This is a genomic window from Shewanella sp. NKUCC06_TVS (assembly GCF_019345515.1).
Classification (GTDB): Bacteria; Pseudomonadota; Gammaproteobacteria; order Enterobacterales; family Shewanellaceae; genus Shewanella; species Shewanella oncorhynchi.
In genome coordinates this window covers 200,087-217,017 of record NZ_JAHKQX010000007.1, presented here as the reverse complement: position 1 = coordinate 217,017, position 16,931 = coordinate 200,087, and the positions used below count along the sequence as shown (strand labels likewise).

13 protein-coding genes are annotated in these 16,931 nt (G+C 47.8%); 4 read left to right on the top strand and 9 right to left on the bottom strand.

Going from position 1 to position 16,931, the window contains the following annotated elements; genetic code table 11:
* Positions 1-78: 78 nt before the first annotated feature.
* Positions 79-1,122: a transposase gene (locus tag KO531_RS10190; RefSeq protein WP_219251079.1), complete on the top strand. Its 1,044-nt coding sequence runs from the start codon at positions 79-81 to the stop codon at positions 1,120-1,122.
* Positions 1,123-1,485: 363 nt separating this feature from the next.
* Here KO531_RS10190 and KO531_RS10185 read toward each other — a convergent pair whose 3' ends face one another.
* The gene (locus tag KO531_RS10185) at positions 1,486-1,833 is read right to left on the bottom strand and encodes a BON domain-containing protein (RefSeq protein ID WP_105250242.1); all 348 of its coding nucleotides are present in this window, start codon (positions 1,831-1,833) and stop codon (positions 1,486-1,488) included.
* A gap of 218 nt (positions 1,834-2,051) precedes the next feature.
* Positions 2,052-2,621 (bottom strand): hypothetical protein, encoded by a 570-nt coding sequence (locus KO531_RS10180; protein WP_131525496.1) that lies wholly within the window; start codon positions 2,619-2,621, stop codon positions 2,052-2,054.
* A 398-nt stretch (positions 2,622-3,019) separates the two neighbouring features.
* On the opposite strand from KO531_RS10180, the gene KO531_RS10175 reads away from it, so the two are divergent.
* A complete protein-coding gene (locus tag KO531_RS10175) occupies positions 3,020-3,511 on the top strand; it encodes a TIGR00645 family protein (RefSeq protein ID WP_105250244.1) in 492 nt (163 codons plus the stop codon).
* Positions 3,512-3,628: 117 nt separating this feature from the next.
* Here KO531_RS10175 and KO531_RS10170 read toward each other — a convergent pair whose 3' ends face one another.
* The 7 genes from KO531_RS10170 to KO531_RS10140 form a co-directional block, all read right to left on the bottom strand.
* Positions 3,629-4,873, bottom strand: a complete 1,245-nt coding sequence (locus tag KO531_RS10170; RefSeq protein WP_219251077.1) for a dicarboxylate/amino acid:cation symporter — start codon at positions 4,871-4,873, stop codon at positions 3,629-3,631.
* A gap of 401 nt (positions 4,874-5,274) precedes the next feature.
* On the bottom strand, positions 5,275-6,147 hold the full coding sequence (locus tag KO531_RS10165; RefSeq protein WP_219251076.1) for a Wadjet anti-phage system protein JetD domain-containing protein: 873 nt from the start codon (positions 6,145-6,147) through the stop codon (positions 5,275-5,277).
* Positions 6,135-7,355, bottom strand: coding sequence for a phosphoenolpyruvate carboxylase (locus KO531_RS10160; RefSeq protein WP_107403642.1), 1,221 nt, complete (start codon positions 7,353-7,355; stop codon positions 6,135-6,137). The genes KO531_RS10165 and KO531_RS10160 overlap by 13 nt, the downstream gene beginning before the upstream one ends.
* Before the next feature lie 48 nt (positions 7,356-7,403).
* A complete protein-coding gene (locus KO531_RS10155) occupies positions 7,404-8,057 on the bottom strand; it encodes a hypothetical protein (protein ID WP_071939957.1) in 654 nt (217 codons plus the stop codon).
* Positions 8,057-11,731 (bottom strand): ATP-binding protein, encoded by a 3,675-nt coding sequence (locus KO531_RS10150; protein ID WP_219251074.1) that lies wholly within the window; start codon positions 11,729-11,731, stop codon positions 8,057-8,059. The genes KO531_RS10155 and KO531_RS10150 overlap by 1 nt, the downstream gene beginning before the upstream one ends.
* 360 nt (positions 11,732-12,091) lie before the next feature.
* On the bottom strand, positions 12,092-12,712 hold the full coding sequence (locus KO531_RS10145) for a response regulator (protein ID WP_219251072.1): 621 nt from the start codon (positions 12,710-12,712) through the stop codon (positions 12,092-12,094).
* The gene (locus KO531_RS10140; RefSeq protein ID WP_219251094.1) at positions 12,712-14,649 is read right to left on the bottom strand and encodes a PhnD/SsuA/transferrin family substrate-binding protein; all 1,938 of its coding nucleotides are present in this window, start codon (positions 14,647-14,649) and stop codon (positions 12,712-12,714) included. Before KO531_RS10140 ends, KO531_RS10145 begins: the two co-directional genes overlap by 1 nt.
* A 405-nt stretch (positions 14,650-15,054) precedes the next feature.
* Here KO531_RS10140 and dsrO point away from each other — a divergent pair, with 405 nt between their 5' ends.
* Both dsrO and nrfD read left to right on the top strand, forming a co-directional pair.
* Positions 15,055-15,837: a sulfate reduction electron transfer complex DsrMKJOP subunit DsrO gene (gene dsrO / locus KO531_RS10135; RefSeq protein ID WP_219251070.1), complete on the top strand. Its 783-nt coding sequence runs from the start codon at positions 15,055-15,057 to the stop codon at positions 15,835-15,837.
* Complete coding sequence (gene nrfD / locus KO531_RS10130) at positions 15,827-16,909, top strand: NrfD/PsrC family molybdoenzyme membrane anchor subunit (protein ID WP_219251068.1); 1,083 nt, start codon at positions 15,827-15,829, stop codon at positions 16,907-16,909. Before dsrO ends, nrfD begins: the two co-directional genes overlap by 11 nt.
* Positions 16,910-16,931: the final 22 nt, after the last annotated feature.

Genomic DNA, 16,931 nt, shown 5'->3' with positions numbered 1-16,931 from the left:
CAGCCACATCTTTTTGTATTTTCTTACTCTCTAAACTAAGCTTTAAATTATCCTGATTTTGTCTTAGTGGAGTTTGTGATGACCTCGGCCAGAAGACAGTTAATTGATGCCAATACGACGCCTTTCTACCATGTGATAAATCGCTGTGTGAGAAGGGCTTTTTTGTGTGGAGAGGATAAGCTCACTGGTCGTAGTTATGAGCATAGACGTTGCTGGATTATAGATAAAATCAAAGCGTTATCGTCGATTTTTTGTATTGATATTTGCGCTTATGCTGTGATGAATAACCACTATCATTTAGTGCTTAAAATTGATGTAGAGAAGGCGAAATCTTTAGCGAAAAAAGACATTATCAGTCGCTGGTGCCAAATCACTAAAGGTCATGCTGTCGCGGCTAAGTATATGAATGATGAAACCTTAGTCGATGGTGAAGTCATGTTACTTGATGGCTTACTTGCAGAGTGGCATGAACGATTAAGTAGTATTAGCTGGTTTATGCGCTGTTTAAATGAAGAAATTGCCCGTAAGGCGAATCGTGAGGATGAGTGTAAAGGTGCGTTTTGGGAGGGTCGTTTTAAGTCACAAGCGTTATTGGATGAGCAAGCATTACTGGCTTGTATGATGTATGTGGACTTAAACCCTATTCGAGCAGGAATTGCCAACTCCTTGCAATCCTCTGATTTTACATCGATTCAAGAAAGGATTAACTCACTTAATTTGTCCACTAGTGCGTTAACGATCCCGAATCAACAAGCTAAACCCTCCGGTAATAATCAAACAATGCACAAATCCCTTGTCAAATTTGAGGGTGCTACACACCTTAATGTGCAAACGGGTATTCCGTTTCAGTTTGCTGATTATCTTGAACTTATCGATTGGACAGGCCGAACCATTCGCCATGATAAAAAAGGTTATCTCGATAATCGGCGACCAAAACTGCTTAATGAATTAGGGATTGCATCCGATGCTTGGTTGACTTCAGCTAAAGAGTTTCGTCGTCAATACAGTGGCATAAGCGGTCGTTGGGATGCCATGTGTGATTTTAAGAAGCGGCATCAAAGTGGAAAATGGTGTAAGGGTAAAGCTTACAGTGAGGCAATTCATCCAATGGCTAAGTTGTAAGCATGTAATGTCGATTAAAGGTGCTTAGTGTTCATACCGAAAATGATACACACATAATTTCTTTAAAATGAACCGCCAACTCCTAAGCTCCAGAAATACACCAATCCCCTACAAGTTACTGAAGTGCATTGAAGACAACTTATTAAAAAGATAGCTTGAATATCGTGAAGTGTACGGATGCACATGAGAGAGCGCGGCAAGATTCACATATTTTATAAATCAAGAAGGCCAACGCCCCGCAGCATGGTTGGCGGGGATTGGTATTTTGTGGCATAAGCGGTGAATTAAAGCCAGATAAGAGCTGCCGCTCCTGTTTGTCGTCTGTCAATTGAATACATCAAACAGGCAGCTTTACTGACATTGCTATTTTACTTCCAACCGATTATTTACCGAGTGCACACCAGAGGTTGCTGCCGTCACCCGTTCAGCTTGATCTTTCTGAGCTTGGCTATTTACATTGCCGGAAATGGTGACATCGCCCTTGCGGGTTTCTATCTGAATATCTAAATTTTGTAGCTGCTGATCAGCGATCAACGCAGTATTAACTGCTGTGGCAATTTTAATATCATCACCAGTACCATCCTCGGTTGTTACAGTTAAGTCTGGTGTACCTGTTTGAGTATTCACATTGCCACTATCACAACCGTTAAGCAGCAAACTACCAACGAGTACAACACCAGCGGTAACGAACGTAAGTTTCATGGTTTGCATTATAAGCTCCTTCACACTGCAAAAAGTGCAGGGTAATAACCATAATGCAATAACACCAGTTTGAGCTCTGTGCGCTGGCAGACATACAAATCGATCTAGGGCGAGATCACCTTGTTAGACTCTTGATTAAGCGTCAGGTGTGAAGCCCCACGACTTTGATTCACCTCGGCCATTAGGCCGCAAAGCCAAAATCTACACAATATCCCAAAGATAACCCACTAATTGCTAGCACACAGATTTTGCTGAATCTTCCAACGGCGCTGCATCACAGGAATTGAAAAACCATAACAAAACACCACGATTAGAGGCTGAATTTGAAAGCTCAGCTCGGGCCAGAGCATGAAAGCTGCCACACAGGCTAAGGTGCGCACTATCGCATGCACTATGGCCACCTTTTGCGCAGCTAAAACACCGTGGACTAACCACATTAAACCTGTTTGCACCGCAAGGGCGAAAGGCAAAGCCAGATAATTTTCCATAAAAAAGGGAATACTGATACTAAAGGTTAAAAAACTCATCCCCATCGCAGCGAGAAACACAGTCTCAAACCAATTACGCTCAGCGCTTTTCTTAAACGAGATATTCTCGCCCGTCAGCCGCGAAATACCCATGGCAAGGTAGATAATAGAACCCGTGCCGATAAAGACCGCCATCACCAACTGCGAAGGAGGTAATACAAAGCTCAATACAAACAATAAGCTCCACACAATCATGCCGGATAAAGGCATAGCTAAAGCACGTTGTTGACGGTATTCGATTAATTGTTGGTCCAGTGATTTATGTTGCATGATTAAGCCTCCTTGTTTAGATGACTTAAGTATCTGCGTAAAATGTCCATCACGGCAGTGTGAGTTGTCAGCAATCTAGGATGACAAATGTCACTTCCTTCATCAAAGCCCTAAAATGCCGAGAAAAATGATCATCCATGGCTGAATTTGCTTGGTATTAGGTTGAAAAAAGCGACGATCAGACATATCAAAGGCAGTGCAAATTAAACGATGTGGCGCTACTAACACCTAACATAGGGTTTAAATAACCACAGAGGTTACAAAAAAAACACAATAACAGCATATAACTCACGCCATTGTGATTGGGTAATAGCGCGCATAAAGTGCATTATGTTACTGTTTTAGTCATTAGTGACTCGATTTTTTTACCGCATTTTAGATAAAGGGTTTAATGGATTATGGAACAAATATTTGAAAAATTAATGTATGCATCGCGCTGGATTATGGCGCCAATTTATTTGGGACTCAGCTTTGTTTTATTGGGCTTAGGCATTAAATTCTTCCAAGAGATCTTCCATATTCTGCCGATCATTTTTGAGATGACTGAAGTGGATTTAGTGCTGGTGACCCTGTCCTTGATTGATATCACCCTCGTGGGCGGCCTGATTGTGATGGTGATGTTTTCTGGCTACGAGAATTTTGTCTCGCAGCTGGATGTGGGCGAAGACAGTGAGAAGCTAAGTTGGCTGGGTAAATTAGATTCTGGCTCACTGAAAAACAAAGTGGCGGCGTCGATTGTGGCGATTTCGTCTATTCACCTACTGAAAATCTTTATGGATGTGAAGAATATCGATAACGACAAAATCATGTGGTATCTGTTAATACACATCACCTTTGTATTATCAGCCTTTGCCATGGGCTATCTGGATAAAATTACTCGCACTAAGTAATGGGCTAACATAGTTGATGCTAACCTAGCAACGCATCAATACCAGCATAGTGAATATAAAACAAAAGCCACTGTTTTCAGTGGCTTTTGTTTTTATAGAATACGACTTAGTGGCACATTAACTCTTCGCTGACTCAAGCTGATGCACTTTCTCGGTTTGATCCACTATGGTCAACACCGCAGTATCACCAACCACGTTACAGGATGTCAGCACCATATCAATAATCCGATCTAAGGCCGCCACTATGGCAAAGGCTTCTATCGGTAAACCCATTTGATGGATTAACACGCCTATCATCACCATGCCGCCACCGGGAACACCGCCCGCACCGACAGATAATAGGAAGACACTAAATAACAGCGAAGGCAATTGCTCAGTGGTAATAGGCATGCCAAAAGCATTGGCGACAAAGAAAATCGCAATAGTGATATAAATCGCCACACCGCCCATGTTCATGGTTGCACCCAGCGGTACACCAAAACCAGCAACGGCACGGTTCACGCCTAACTTGTCAGTTAAAGTACGCATGGTCACGGGAATAGTCGCATTTGAGCTTGCGGTCGAGAGTGAAAACAGCACTTGCTCTTGGGTCTTCTCGCGGAAGGTTTTGGCTGAAATAGGAGTAAATACTCCCACAGCCATAGGATAAACCACAAAAATCCACAGTAGCAGCAGCGCGAGGATCAGCACCATATACTCAACCACACTCATAAACACACCTGCATCTAAGGTCGCGCCGAGTTTAAACATCAAGGCAAATACACCATAGGGCGCAAGACTCATCACCACAGAAATCAATTTCATCATGATTTTATTGGCGGTTTGAAAACCTTGGACAGCACCCGCAACATGCTCCCCAAGGGACTTAATCACACCGCCCAGCAACAAGGCCATAAAGATCACTTGTAGCATATTACCTGACATAAAAGCCGTCACAGGATTACGTGGGACTATGTCGATCACCAGCGCCATCAGGCTTGGCAGCTCAGTTGCTGTAATCGCTACGCCATCCGTGCTGCTCATATCTACACCTTTACCGGGTTCGAGTAGCAGCACCACTAATAATGCGGTCGCGATTGCGACGACAGTATTGATGATATAAAAACCGAAGGTCTTACCGCCCAAGCGGCCAAAACTTTTGAGATCTTGCAGCTCACAGACACCACAAACGATGCTCACAAACACGAGTGGCACCACCAGCATCATAATCATATTGACGAACATAGTACCAACGCCACTGGCAAGCTCGACTAAATTACCCGAGAAAAAACCGATATCGTTTAAGAAGTATTGCACTATTGTGCCGAAAATAAGGCCGGCAAACAGACCAATAAAGATCCGCGTCGAAAGTGATTTCATCATGCTTGTGATTTCCCCAGAAAGGTCATTTATTTGTTATTCATCTTCCATGATGAGCACAATTGCCAATCCATTTTTGGCTCAGGCGGGGATAGTGAAACATGCTAGCCGTTAATTCAATGAATAAATTTCATTTCTTCATCTTGAATTAAGTTAACACCATCACAGAAAAATAGTAATAACCTGATTTTAAACCATAAAAAATTTATAAGCACAATATTTGAGCACTAACAAAATATATTTAAACCAGTATAAATAAACAAAATAAACACCAAATAACATCAAATTTAACATATAAGAAACAACAGCCAGATAAAACCCAGACTTAATAACTGAATTTAAATTTATAACAGTATTTAAAACCAGTTAATTATTATAAAGCAGAGAGATGAAAGGGATGACAGCTAAATATATGGCACTAACACTAGTTCAAGTCCGCGAGCCAGCAGGTGTTGCTGTTTGATACTAATACGGTGTTGATTTAGCCAAACGGCTAATTTTTGCCAATGCTTTAACTCGGCATTTTGCAAATATTTAGCCTGTTTCGCTTGCTTGTCGAAATCATCAGTAGAATTAATTTGTGCTATTGCCAATAACTCAGCAGGTGCTGTCAGCGCAAGTTGTGGCACAAGGCAATGGGTCACACCCATTAAGGTATGGGCGATTTGTAGCCCTGCGGGATCTAAGTCGGTAAAGGCAATGATCGGTAATTTATCTGCCATCGCTTGCAAAAAATGCCGCACGCCAATCGGGGAATGATGACCGCTACCTCGGTAGATAACCATCACATGAGTTAAATTCTGTGGCAAACGCGCTTGATGGATAACATCAAATACATCTAAGTTTTCAATCACTAGGATGGCTGCGACATTGAGTTCATGGCAATGCTTTTGTGCTTCATCCAAAGGAATACGCAGTGATGTGCGAGTTGAAATCCCAGTTGGTGAAGATTCTAAACCTAGGTACTTCATCAAAACGTATTCGGCTTCAGGACGGATCTTAGCGAGCTTTTCATCGTGACTTTTGGCAGACATAGTCATGCGATCGACATTAAAATCAAGCTGCCTTAAATCAAGCCCCATTAACGCCAACACGCTTTGCCTTAGCAGTTCAAAATCTTTGGGCGCAAAACACAAATACTTTTCAGACTCGTCTAACTCACCCACTTCTAACTCGCGGTAAATCGCGCGCCAGTTAGCCGTGAGCTTAATCTTGGGAGAACGCTTAATAAAAGCCTTCTCCAACAGCTGCAGTTGTTGCTGACCTAGGCGAGCCATAACTCAACATCGCGAATGATAAAGTTACCGCTATAGATGGGATGTGGCTCACCTAATGGCTCAAGCTCAAAATAAGCTTTGTGTTCATCGGGTAGGCCTTCGTAGCCGCCAATCACTTGATAAATCCAGCTCTCGGCTTCCCAAGGCAATGCCTTATCCACCAGATATTCCAGCGCGGATTGACGCAGGCCAGACTCAATAACATCGACAAAATAGGTATCCACCGCCTGTTTAAGCGGATTATCCGGCACATCAAAATCTTCACTTTGGGTGAGTGACACGGACGCATCTCGCTCACGCACCGCTTCAATCACGGGATGACGACTAATAGCTTTAATGTGCGCGACTATGCCCATCAACTCCAGTTCTTGGCTGGCGTTGTGCACGTCTACTGCAGCAGGCGCGAGCAAGATTTCAGCGCGATTGAATAGGCTTGGAATTTCCTTGTGGGACACATGGTCCGCAGGCCGATAATCCGGATGCAAGTCAGTGTAGAGTAACCAGCCCTTAAGCAAACGGGTACGGCCACGGATTTGCCTGAAGCGACCTAAGAGTTCGAGTAAACGCCCCTGCACAACGCTCAGTTCCTGGGCGCAGTCGCTCATGGTTTCCTGCAAAGTCGTCACTAAGAGTTTGCGCAGCTCTCGGATATCGCCGGCGATTTCGCCAAGCTCACTAAACTGGAACATCTCTAAGCCATTAAGCAATTCAGAGACTTGGCTTTGGGCTAATTCATTTTCACGGATCTTTGCGTTGATTGTACCGACATAACCGAACTCGTTATTGATCCGGCCCCAGAGCACACGAATCGAATAACGCAGACTGTCGGCAAAGCTATAAACATGCTCACTCAAATCCGACAAATAGGCCTCTGCAGCGCTGTAATCTGAGCTGTGACGCGCCTCTTTGTAGTGGTCGGCCAAGGTTTTAATGGTCGCTAAAGCTGAGCCGACGTTAGAGTCGATTTGGCGATTGCGCTCGTCACTTAAACCTTCTTCGAGCAAGGCACGCACAGAACGCTTAAGGCGCAGCTCTTGATCTGGCTCTGGCCGCCACAAAATGCCGGCCTGTTTGAGCTTTTCAACCACGCTTGGATCGTGAGCATCCTCGTTAAGAGAACCCGCCAAATAGGTGTCCATGATGATGTCAGCATGGCGACCTAACTGCTTGAGCAGCTTAACCCCCGCCTGATGTAAGTTACTGCTCATCACGGCCTCCTTGGTCGCAGCTTTTACCTAGGTTTAACAGTGCCAACATTAGATTAAGTCCCGCTGAGTCGCCGTTTCCGCCTGCGCTTCTAGGCTTAGGCCTTCGGTTTCGTCGATAAACCGAATGACTTCATACAGATAATCCAGCTTGCCCGTGGCGATATAGATTTGCTTCTCCGCATTGGGGCGCACTAAATAGCCGAGTTCGACTAAGCGTTTGAAGACTAACTTGATTTGCGCATCGCTGTTGGTACTGGTCGAGCCAAATAAACGATATTGGCTGAGTTTGGCTAACTGCTCACGAAACGCCGGCGTGTCTTCGATACGGCTTTGCAGCTCAGTTAAACGCACGGGCGCGCCTTCGCTCAGCGGCGCATCTTGGCCACTGGCTTCTTGCACTAATACCAGCCATTCCACCAGCGGGATCAATGCCTGACAGATATCTTTAAACTGCGATGAAATCACTTTGCGTTCGCTATCGCCGAGCTGCAAATAACCACAGAAGAACACATCGCCTTCGGCGGCGGACGCCACGGTACGGTTGATCTGGTTTAAATAGCCTTCGACCCGCTCGCGGGTGCTGCTATTTTTAAGGGCGCGCCAGCCTTCTTCATTGGTAGTGCGGCAAATAAACTCGCCCTTGAGTAACAGCTCAATCAAAGCGCCAGTACCGACTAATACGGTTTGAGTTGCATCGCTCATTAGATGGCCTCCTTCGACAAACGCTTATTCAACATGTCGGCAATTGGGTTCACCTTTGGTTTTACCACCTGCAACTTCTTGGTTTGTTTGTTGATAATGTAACGGTTGGCGAACAAGTTCAGCACCTCAGACTCAGGATTCGGGAAGGCACCCAGCACACAAATGTTGTTGTTTTCGCAGGCGTCGAAAATCTTCTTCACGTTGGTATGGTGCAAAGTGCCCAGCTCATCAATTGGCCAGTGAATGGTCACATCGGCGCGGCCACGCAGCAAGCGCGTGAATGCCAACAGGAACTTACACAAAATCAGATATGCCATACCGTGGCTTGAGGATTCGTTAAGCTGTCTGTCGGTGCGGATAATCAGATCGCTGTTACCTTCTTTAAGACGCAGCTCGATTTCCAGCAACTTAGAGATGCCCCCCGTTAACGCGGCGCGGCCGATAATGTCTAAGGCGCGGCGCATACTGTTGGTGTAATCCTCATCGGGCAAGCCATTAAAGCCATCGGCTTTCCAATGTTTAAAGGCTTTGACGAACTGTTCAAGCTCAGGCCAGAACTCTAACTCGCTGATGCGCGAACGAATACGTACCGCCGATTCAGACACGCCCTCGAGGAATAACTCTTCACCCACTTCGCGGGTAATACGCGCACTTTGGGACGCGATGCGACGGTCGATATCGGCTAATACATCATAGAAGGCAGTTAAGTCGACGCCGAAAATTCGTCCTTGCTCACGCAGCGCAGTAATCGACTGCGGCACTATCACGTTCAGCAATTGCTCAAGCTGTGGCACTAACTTGCGGTAATCCAGCAGACGAATGCCTTTGTCGTTGATAAAGCTCGATTCTTCGCGGGCACGCTCCCAGGTTTCCGCAAGGCCCGAACCTGACTTGCTGGCGATCACTGAGTCGAAATGCTCTACATATTGCTTCACCGAACCCATCAAGTAATCGCGTTTCAGCAGCAAATCTTCACCTTGGCGCAGACGCTCGCCTAGGCTACCTTGGGCTTCTTCATTATTGGTCGGCAACTTAAGCTCGGCGAGTTTACGCATTACGGCACGTAACTTCGTTAAGTTTTCGGAGGCTTCAACCTGCGCCGCATCGGACGCTTTACGTTCGGTTTCGAGTTGTTGACGGCGAGCTTTAACATCTTGAGTTTTGGCCTTAAGCTGTTGATCGATTTCCGAGACCGCGCGCTTCACATCGCTAAGCTGAGTTTGCAGTTTAGGTTTACGCATCAACCAAGTGTGTTGATACCAATCGTCAAAGCGCAGTACGTCGCTGCGACGCTGCTCAGCGCGGCTAATTTTGGTTTCTAACTCGCGAATTTGTTGCTTGAGTTTGAGGATATTCTCCTCATCCACACCGCGGGATTTAAGCTCGTTTTTGTACCAGGTCTCGCAGGCTTTCTGCTCAATTTTGGCACTTTCGCGGCGGCCTTCAATGGTCGCTTTAATTTGGCCGAGTTGATTGTCGAGCGCGCCGATCACTTCCTGCCAATAGGCTTGTTTTTCCATGCGCGCTTCGAGCGCTTGCTCTTTTTGCTCTTCGAGCCAGAGTTCGTGCTGATGTTTAAGCTGTTTCAGCTCGCCATCCAGCTGGGTCAGTCTTTGTTCCGCATGGGCTTTGCGCTCGCTCAATGCTTTGTTGATTTTATCTTGCTCACTGCGCTTTTCATCGAATAGGCGACGCAGATCGTCACGGCTATTTTTATACGCTGTGCGGGCAAAAGTAAGTTCACGGCTGAGATTATCCAACTCGCCATTAATGGCAACTAGCTGAGATTCGGCCTCGGCCTGCATTTCTTGGGCGCTAGTGTGGGCTTCTTCGGCTTTGCTTAACCGAATACGCAGCTCTTGCTCAGAGGCGGCATATTCAGGCACATCGATCGCTTTAAGATCTAAATGTACGCCAAAGAAAGCTTCGCTCGACTCGCTAACTAAACTGGGATGTAAATCAGTGCGATGCAGTAGTTCAGGCGCGATCACTTTACCTAAACTTTGCTCCCAACCTTGAGCTTCCTTACGCAGAAACTCCAATAGGGTGTGGGATTGCGGGAACAGCATGTGGTGCAGTTCATCCAGCGCAGTTTGACGCTCGTTCACCCTTAAGGTGGCGATACGCAAGGCTTCGTTGGCTTGGTCACGTTTGGCTCTAAGCTTGCGTTCATCGCTGCTTAAGCGCTCGACCTTGGCATTGCAGCTTTCTTGTTCTTCGTCGGCGCGGTGAATACGTTCGTCGAAAATCGCGAGGCTCAGCTTTTCTTCTTCGGTGTAAGTCACGCCATCGACCCGTAATTTAAGCTCGGCGGCAGTGAGTTTGAATTGGTATTCCTGCTCGCTAAAGCTGGCCTTGCCCGCATCCATTTGGTTGCGCCATTGCAACTCTAAAGCGTCGATATCGGTGCGCGCGACTTCACGTTGTTTATCGCGGGCTTCGCGCTGCTTGTCTTGGTCGGCATGCAAACCTTCTAGCTCGCGGTTTAACTGCTCGCCAATCTTACTGCGACGGGCATTGTAGGCCGCCTCAATATCTTGGTGCTTCTCGGTTTGCAGCTTGTGGCGTTCACTTAGGTTTTCAACATCGGTGCGCCAGTTTGGCAGCATCTCAAGATCGGCCTTAGCTTGCTCTATGTTGGCATCTAAAAAGGCGCTGTGCTGATCTTCAATGGCATCGAGTTCGTACTCGCACTTTGCCACATCGCCTTTGGCGGCCGATAAATCGAGGTTGAGCTCATCGCGCTGCTCTTTCCATTCATCGTCGAGCAATCTGAGTTTTAAATTCAGCTCTTTAGATAAGGTTTGCTGAATATCTTGGCGATCGGCTTCTAAGGTTTCATCGTTACGATAACCACGGGACAAGCTTGATAAGCGCAGTTCGGCGCTGAGCAGTTGGTTAAATTCTTGCTCGAGTTTTTCAAACTCAGGGCGAATGACTTCAAACCCTTGGATAAGTTGGCTTTCACGGATCCACGCCTCAACGCGCTGTGGATTTAAGCGTGAGCTGGGCGGATTAACCCCGTCTTCCTCCAAAATAGCGGCGATCATGGATTTGACCGTCTCCATCTTGCCTTCTTTGGAGTGCACCGCTTTGGCGAGTTTTTCGATGTGGCGCAGGGAATGCTCGCCCTCACACAGGGCAAATTGGCGTGCATAGCCGCGCAGTTCGCTGCGGTTGCTGCCCGTGCTTAATAGGGTGCGATCGTTTTGAATAATGGCGCGATATTCGCGGGTGTTGAGCAAGTTAGTGGTAGCGATGCCGGCACGTTTTAAATCACGGCCTAATTCCGCCATGGTGTGGCACAGAATAGTGTCGCCATTTTGCGATTTAATATAATCGCTTAGCTCAAAACCTTTGGCGATAAAACGATAGTTAACGCCCTTACCATCGCCTGCAGAGGCCAGCACGGCTTGGTACAGTAAGCCATCAGCCTTTTGATATTCGTAAATGATGTAGCTTGAATCGTGTGGCAAGTACCAACGCTCGAAACTGTCGCGGGTCGAAGGCACTACGCGGCTTGGGTATTCGCCATAAAAAACAGGGACTAGACGTTGTAATGTCGTCTTACCCGAGGCGTTAGTACCACAAATGTTGGTATGGCCATTGAGGGCGAGTTCCACAACGCCCGGAAGGTGCGTATCAATCAGCACAATACGAATCAAGCTTGCCATTTCATTCCTTATGCAAACGGGAGCGTCTTATCTAAGCTGCAGAAGCCTTCTACAGGACAAAGAGAAAACAATCCAAGAGGGCCACAGACCTTAAAAAAGCACTGTAAAAAGTGATTTTAAAATCATGACCTAAAAATAGTGCCCCTAAAATAAGGCAATCGCGGTGTATTGGCAATTAAGCGGCGCTGCACTAATGCCATGGCTCACAATCTTTACGCCCAGAATTGGGCCCAGAACTAAGCTCTTCTTTAAGCCCAGAACTAAGCTACTAGCAAAGCCAATACTAACCGCCAATGATACGACAACTTAGCCAAAATAGGCGGCTAACAAAGCGGCAATTAGCGCAGTAAAAGGTAAATTTTAGCGGTTATCTTCAAGGCGCAGGCGTTCGGCGATCCGGCTATAGATCAGCATCATTTCCGCCAGCGATCCTACTTGCATGCCCTTCATCAAATTGGCACGGTGGATCTCGACCGTACGCATGGCAATGCAGAGGCTATCGGCAATCTCTTGGTTCTTCAACCCTTGAGCAATCAGGTTGAGTATCTCCCGCTCCCTTGGCGTGAGCGCTTGATAAGTCTCAAGATACTGATTGTCTTGATAATGCGTTTTAGCATGTTCCAACGCTTTGACGACCGCTTCGGCTAACTTTGCGCCATCGGCGGGCTTTTGGAAAAAATCCACCGCACCGAGTTTGAGCGCTTCTACTGCCATAGGCACATCGCCATGGCCGGTGAGATAAATCACAGCTAACGGACTATTTTTGGCGACTAATTCGAGATGCAACTGCGGGCCGCTCAAGCCCGGCATACGCACATCGACCAGCACACAACCCGGCAGGGTTAAGTCTACGGCGGTAAAAAAGGCTTCGGCACTATCAAAGTCAGTGATCTTAAGGCCATAACTTTCGAGCATAAAACGCAAAGAACGACGCACTGAGTCATCGTCATCGATTAAATACACAGGTAACTCAAGACTCATTAAAGTGCTCCATTGGGCTCAGGTTTACGCGGTATAGCAACCTGCGCTTGGCAACCGCCGCCCATAGCGCTTTCTAGGCTAAACATCCCACCATGGCTCTCGGCAATATCGCGGCAAATCACTAAGCCTAAACCTAATCCCTCTGATTTAGTGGAATAAAAGGCTTGCATCAGCAGGCTGGCGGCTTCAGTTAAACCCGTGCCATTATCCGTGACTGTCAGCAAGAGTGTGCGTTCTTGGTAGCGAAGATCGATATCGATCGTCGGCGTGTATGGCTTTTGCGTGATGATCTGTTCGGTACCACTGGATTCAAGCTCTAACCGCTGAACACAGGCATCGGCGGCGTTTTTCAGCAGGTTAAGCAACAACTGCTGCATGCCGACTTCATCGAGGGACTGTAAATAGGGCTCGCCGCTCACATTCACGGCAAGATTGATTTGATGTTGTTCAAACTCATAGGCGAGCAGCGGCACAGTCTCATTGACCAGCTCATGCAAATACAAAGGTTGTTTCGATACAGGCCGTTTCTTCAACAGGTTGCGTAAGCGGCTGATAATGCTGTCGGCTCGCGTGACTTCCTGCTGGATAAGCGTCAACACCGATTGCAGTTCCTCAGAGCTAGTCCCCCGCTGTAATCGCACTTCGGCGCCATGACAATAATGGCCAATCGCTGCCAAAGGTTGATTCAGTTCGTGGGAGAGACTCGCGCCAAGCTCACCAGCAATCGCGATACGCTGGGCATGTTCCAGTAGCGCGCGGTTTTCATTGAGCTGGCGCTGAGTATTAATTAACTCCCGGCCGCGACGGCTAAAACAATACTCCAACCAGAAATGATACACATTGAGTAAAACCAAAATCCCTAACACAAACCAAGCCCATTGTTGATGTAACTTGACCCACTGCCACGCCCTTTGCCACCAAGGTGTTTGTAAGGGATGCATGTCGAGATCTTTAAGTAACTGATCGATCGCCAGCTGACTCACGGCCGTGGTCCAACCCGCAGAATCGGCCGTCTTAGCGGCGAGGTGATCTTCGGGCAGTGCCAGCAGCGCTTGGGTCACGCTTTTAGCTAGAGATTGCGAGGCGCGATTGGTCTTCGCCATGGACCAGTTGGGATAGAGACGAGTCGAGACTTGGCAATGAAATCCCACCGGAGTTTGGTTATCGAGCACCCGATAATGGCCGATATTAATCAGCCCTTCTGCCTGCATCTGCTCAAGCTGACACACGGGCACCACAGCCGCATCCAGTCGATTGTCTTTCGCCGCATCATTACCACTTTTTTGATCATCTAACTGATACAACAGATTATCTAGCGGGAATCCCAGCGGAATGATCTCACCCACAAAGCGAGGCAAATCTATGCCCTTTAGCTGCGCTTCGTACACTAAGGTCAAGTAACCGCCGAAGGCATTTTTCGACACTATACCGAGTCGACGTCCCTTGAGATCCGTTAAAGTCTGATAGGGTGAATCGGCGCGCACCACCAGCGCCGAACCCACTTGCATCGCCGCGCCATTATTTAACGGGCTGCGTAGGGTCGCCAACCAAGTGAGAGAATATTGCCGCGCCAGCAACACGGATTGCCCCGGGTTGGTGATCACAAAATCGAGCCCTTGGGTTTCAACGCCCTTGGCTAACTCATCGAGGGAGAGAGGATGTAACCTGAAGTAACTGTTGGGAATTTGGGTTTCGAGCCAACCCATTAACGGCTGCCAGCGGTTAATCGTCGCCTTATAACCGCGGATGGCTAACACGCCCACATCAACCACTTGATAACCGGGTTCTTCGGCAACGACTTGAGCGACAACCTCAGCGTCCATTACATCGGAAGGCGCGCTTTGATTCTGCGGCTCTACGGCGAACACGTTTGCCGAAGCGAGCAAGCACGCTAACGCCACGGCTAGTGCCATCCTGAAAATCGTTCGCGGTGCCATCTTAGGCACTGTTCCTTGAATCGGTAACAGCCGCTTGAGCGACATCCCTGAGCTAAACACTGTTTTCATCATCCTAAATAACGTGAAGTGCAATCCTTTATCCCCATTGACTCAAATTCAACTCAAATTCAACTCAAGCTCAAATCCAGTTAAAAGTAGGTCCAATTCAAATTGGAAGCAGGCCAAACTTAAGTTTAAAAGCCGTAAAAAATAAAACCCTATCATTTTGAAGGCTATTCTAACGGATATTTGTTGCGCTAGATCAAACCCACGCCTGATATGTGGAAAACCACTATAGTTATGCCGCCTCGCCTTTTACAGAATGCCTCTAAACCTCGCCATAAACCTTAAATCAAGGTCTATGAGCCAGTTTATTCGCCATCTGCAAGAGTGAAGGAAATCTGTATGGACAAGAGTAAACGTCAGTTTCTCGGCAAAATGGCCAGCGTCAGTGTTGGCGCCGCACTGATCCCTGTGGTGCAAGTGTATGCGCAGGATGATAAACGCGGCACTCAAGTGCACAGTGCCAGCGAAGGCCAAGTGGGTAAACGTTACGGCATGGTGATCGATCTTCGTCGCTGCGTGGGCTGCCAAGCCTGCACCGTCGCTTGCACTATCGAGAATCAACCGCCCCTAGGGCAATTTCGCACCACAGTGCAGCAGTATGAAGTCTCGCAGCAGGAAGATACCACGCCGCCTGCGTTTTTAATGCTACCAAGACTGTGTAATCACTGCGAAAACCCGCCATGTATTCCCGTTTGTCCTACGGGCGCTACCTTCCAGCGCAAAGACGGCATAGTGGTCGTCAATAATGAATGGTGCGTTGGCTGTGGCTACTGCGTGCAAGCCTGTCCTTACGATGCCCGCTTTATCAACCACGATACTAATACCGCCGACAAATGTACCTTCTGCGCCCATAGGTTGGATGCGGGATTACTGCCCGCCTGCGTCGAAACCTGCGTTGGAGAAGCCCGTGTGATTGGCGATCTTAACGATCCGAAAAGCCAAATAAGCCAACTGCTCGCTACCAATAAAACCGATATAAAGGTACTCAAACCGACGGCCAACACTGCGCCACGGGTGTTCTACATCGGCATGAGCAGTGCCTTTGTGGACAAGATTAGCGGCCAAGCCCCCGTTAGAACCTTACTTACCGATACTGGCGAGGAGATCCACCATGGTCATTAAAGAAATCTTTACCCCAGATATCGCCATTACTTGGCTACCTTGGGCGGTGCAATACTTTTTTATGATGGGTCTGGCCTATGCCAGTGTGTGGGTGGCGACAATACACTTGTTTAGCAATGCTAAACCCGATGACAGACTGCTGAAACTCTGCGCCTGTTTAATGCTGACCGCAGGCATAGTCGCCCCTATCGCCTTACTCGCCGATTTACACCAACCGCTGCGGGCTTGGCATTTTTATGCGCAAGTGCGCCCTGAATCTTGGATGTGGTATGGTGCCTTTTTACTGCCGGTATTCTCGGGCACCAGCGCGCTGTTTGCTTGGCTGCTATTGCGCCAATATTTGCCTAAGCGCACCACGAACCCTGACTCAGATTGGGTGAGTAAAATAGGTCAATTACTGAGATTCGGTGATTGGAACAGTGACAAATTCATCAAGCCGATCGCGATTATCACGGCCCTGAGTGCCTGCAGTATCGCCCTATACACTGGCATGGAAACCATGGCCATTAAGGCGCGGCCACTGTGGCATACCTATTGGCTGCCACCTTTAATGGCGATGAGCGCCCTACTCGCCGCCTGCGGCACTTTGGCGGTGTTGAATCGGTTATTAACAGGCTACCAACAAAGTACCCAAGACAAGCTATTACTCTGGGTAAGGGCCAGCTTTGGTCTGTTCGCCCTGTGCCTTATCGGCTGGGCATTATTCGATAAGGGCTCGGCACCCGAGGCCGCGTTATTGCTTGAAACCAGCCCAAGCTGGCAACTGGCCGCGATTTGGGTACTGGTCACACTCGCCGTGCTGGCACTGATGCTCGCCATTCGTCACTTACCCAATGTTGCAATGCGAATCGTCAGCCTCACGGCCATTCACCTTGCGTGGGGATTTCGCTGGATAGTGCTAATTCAAGCGCAAACCGATCCTAAGTACGGCGCGGGGACTTATCTCTATCAACTGCCTTGGGGACCCGAAGGGCTATTAGGCATAGCTGGGACCTTCGGCCTCTGGTTAGCATTAATGGCGCTGGTCTCCGAACTTATTCGCCACACACCTACGGCAAAGCTTGCTCGCTGAGCACCCAATTAGTTTACAGAAT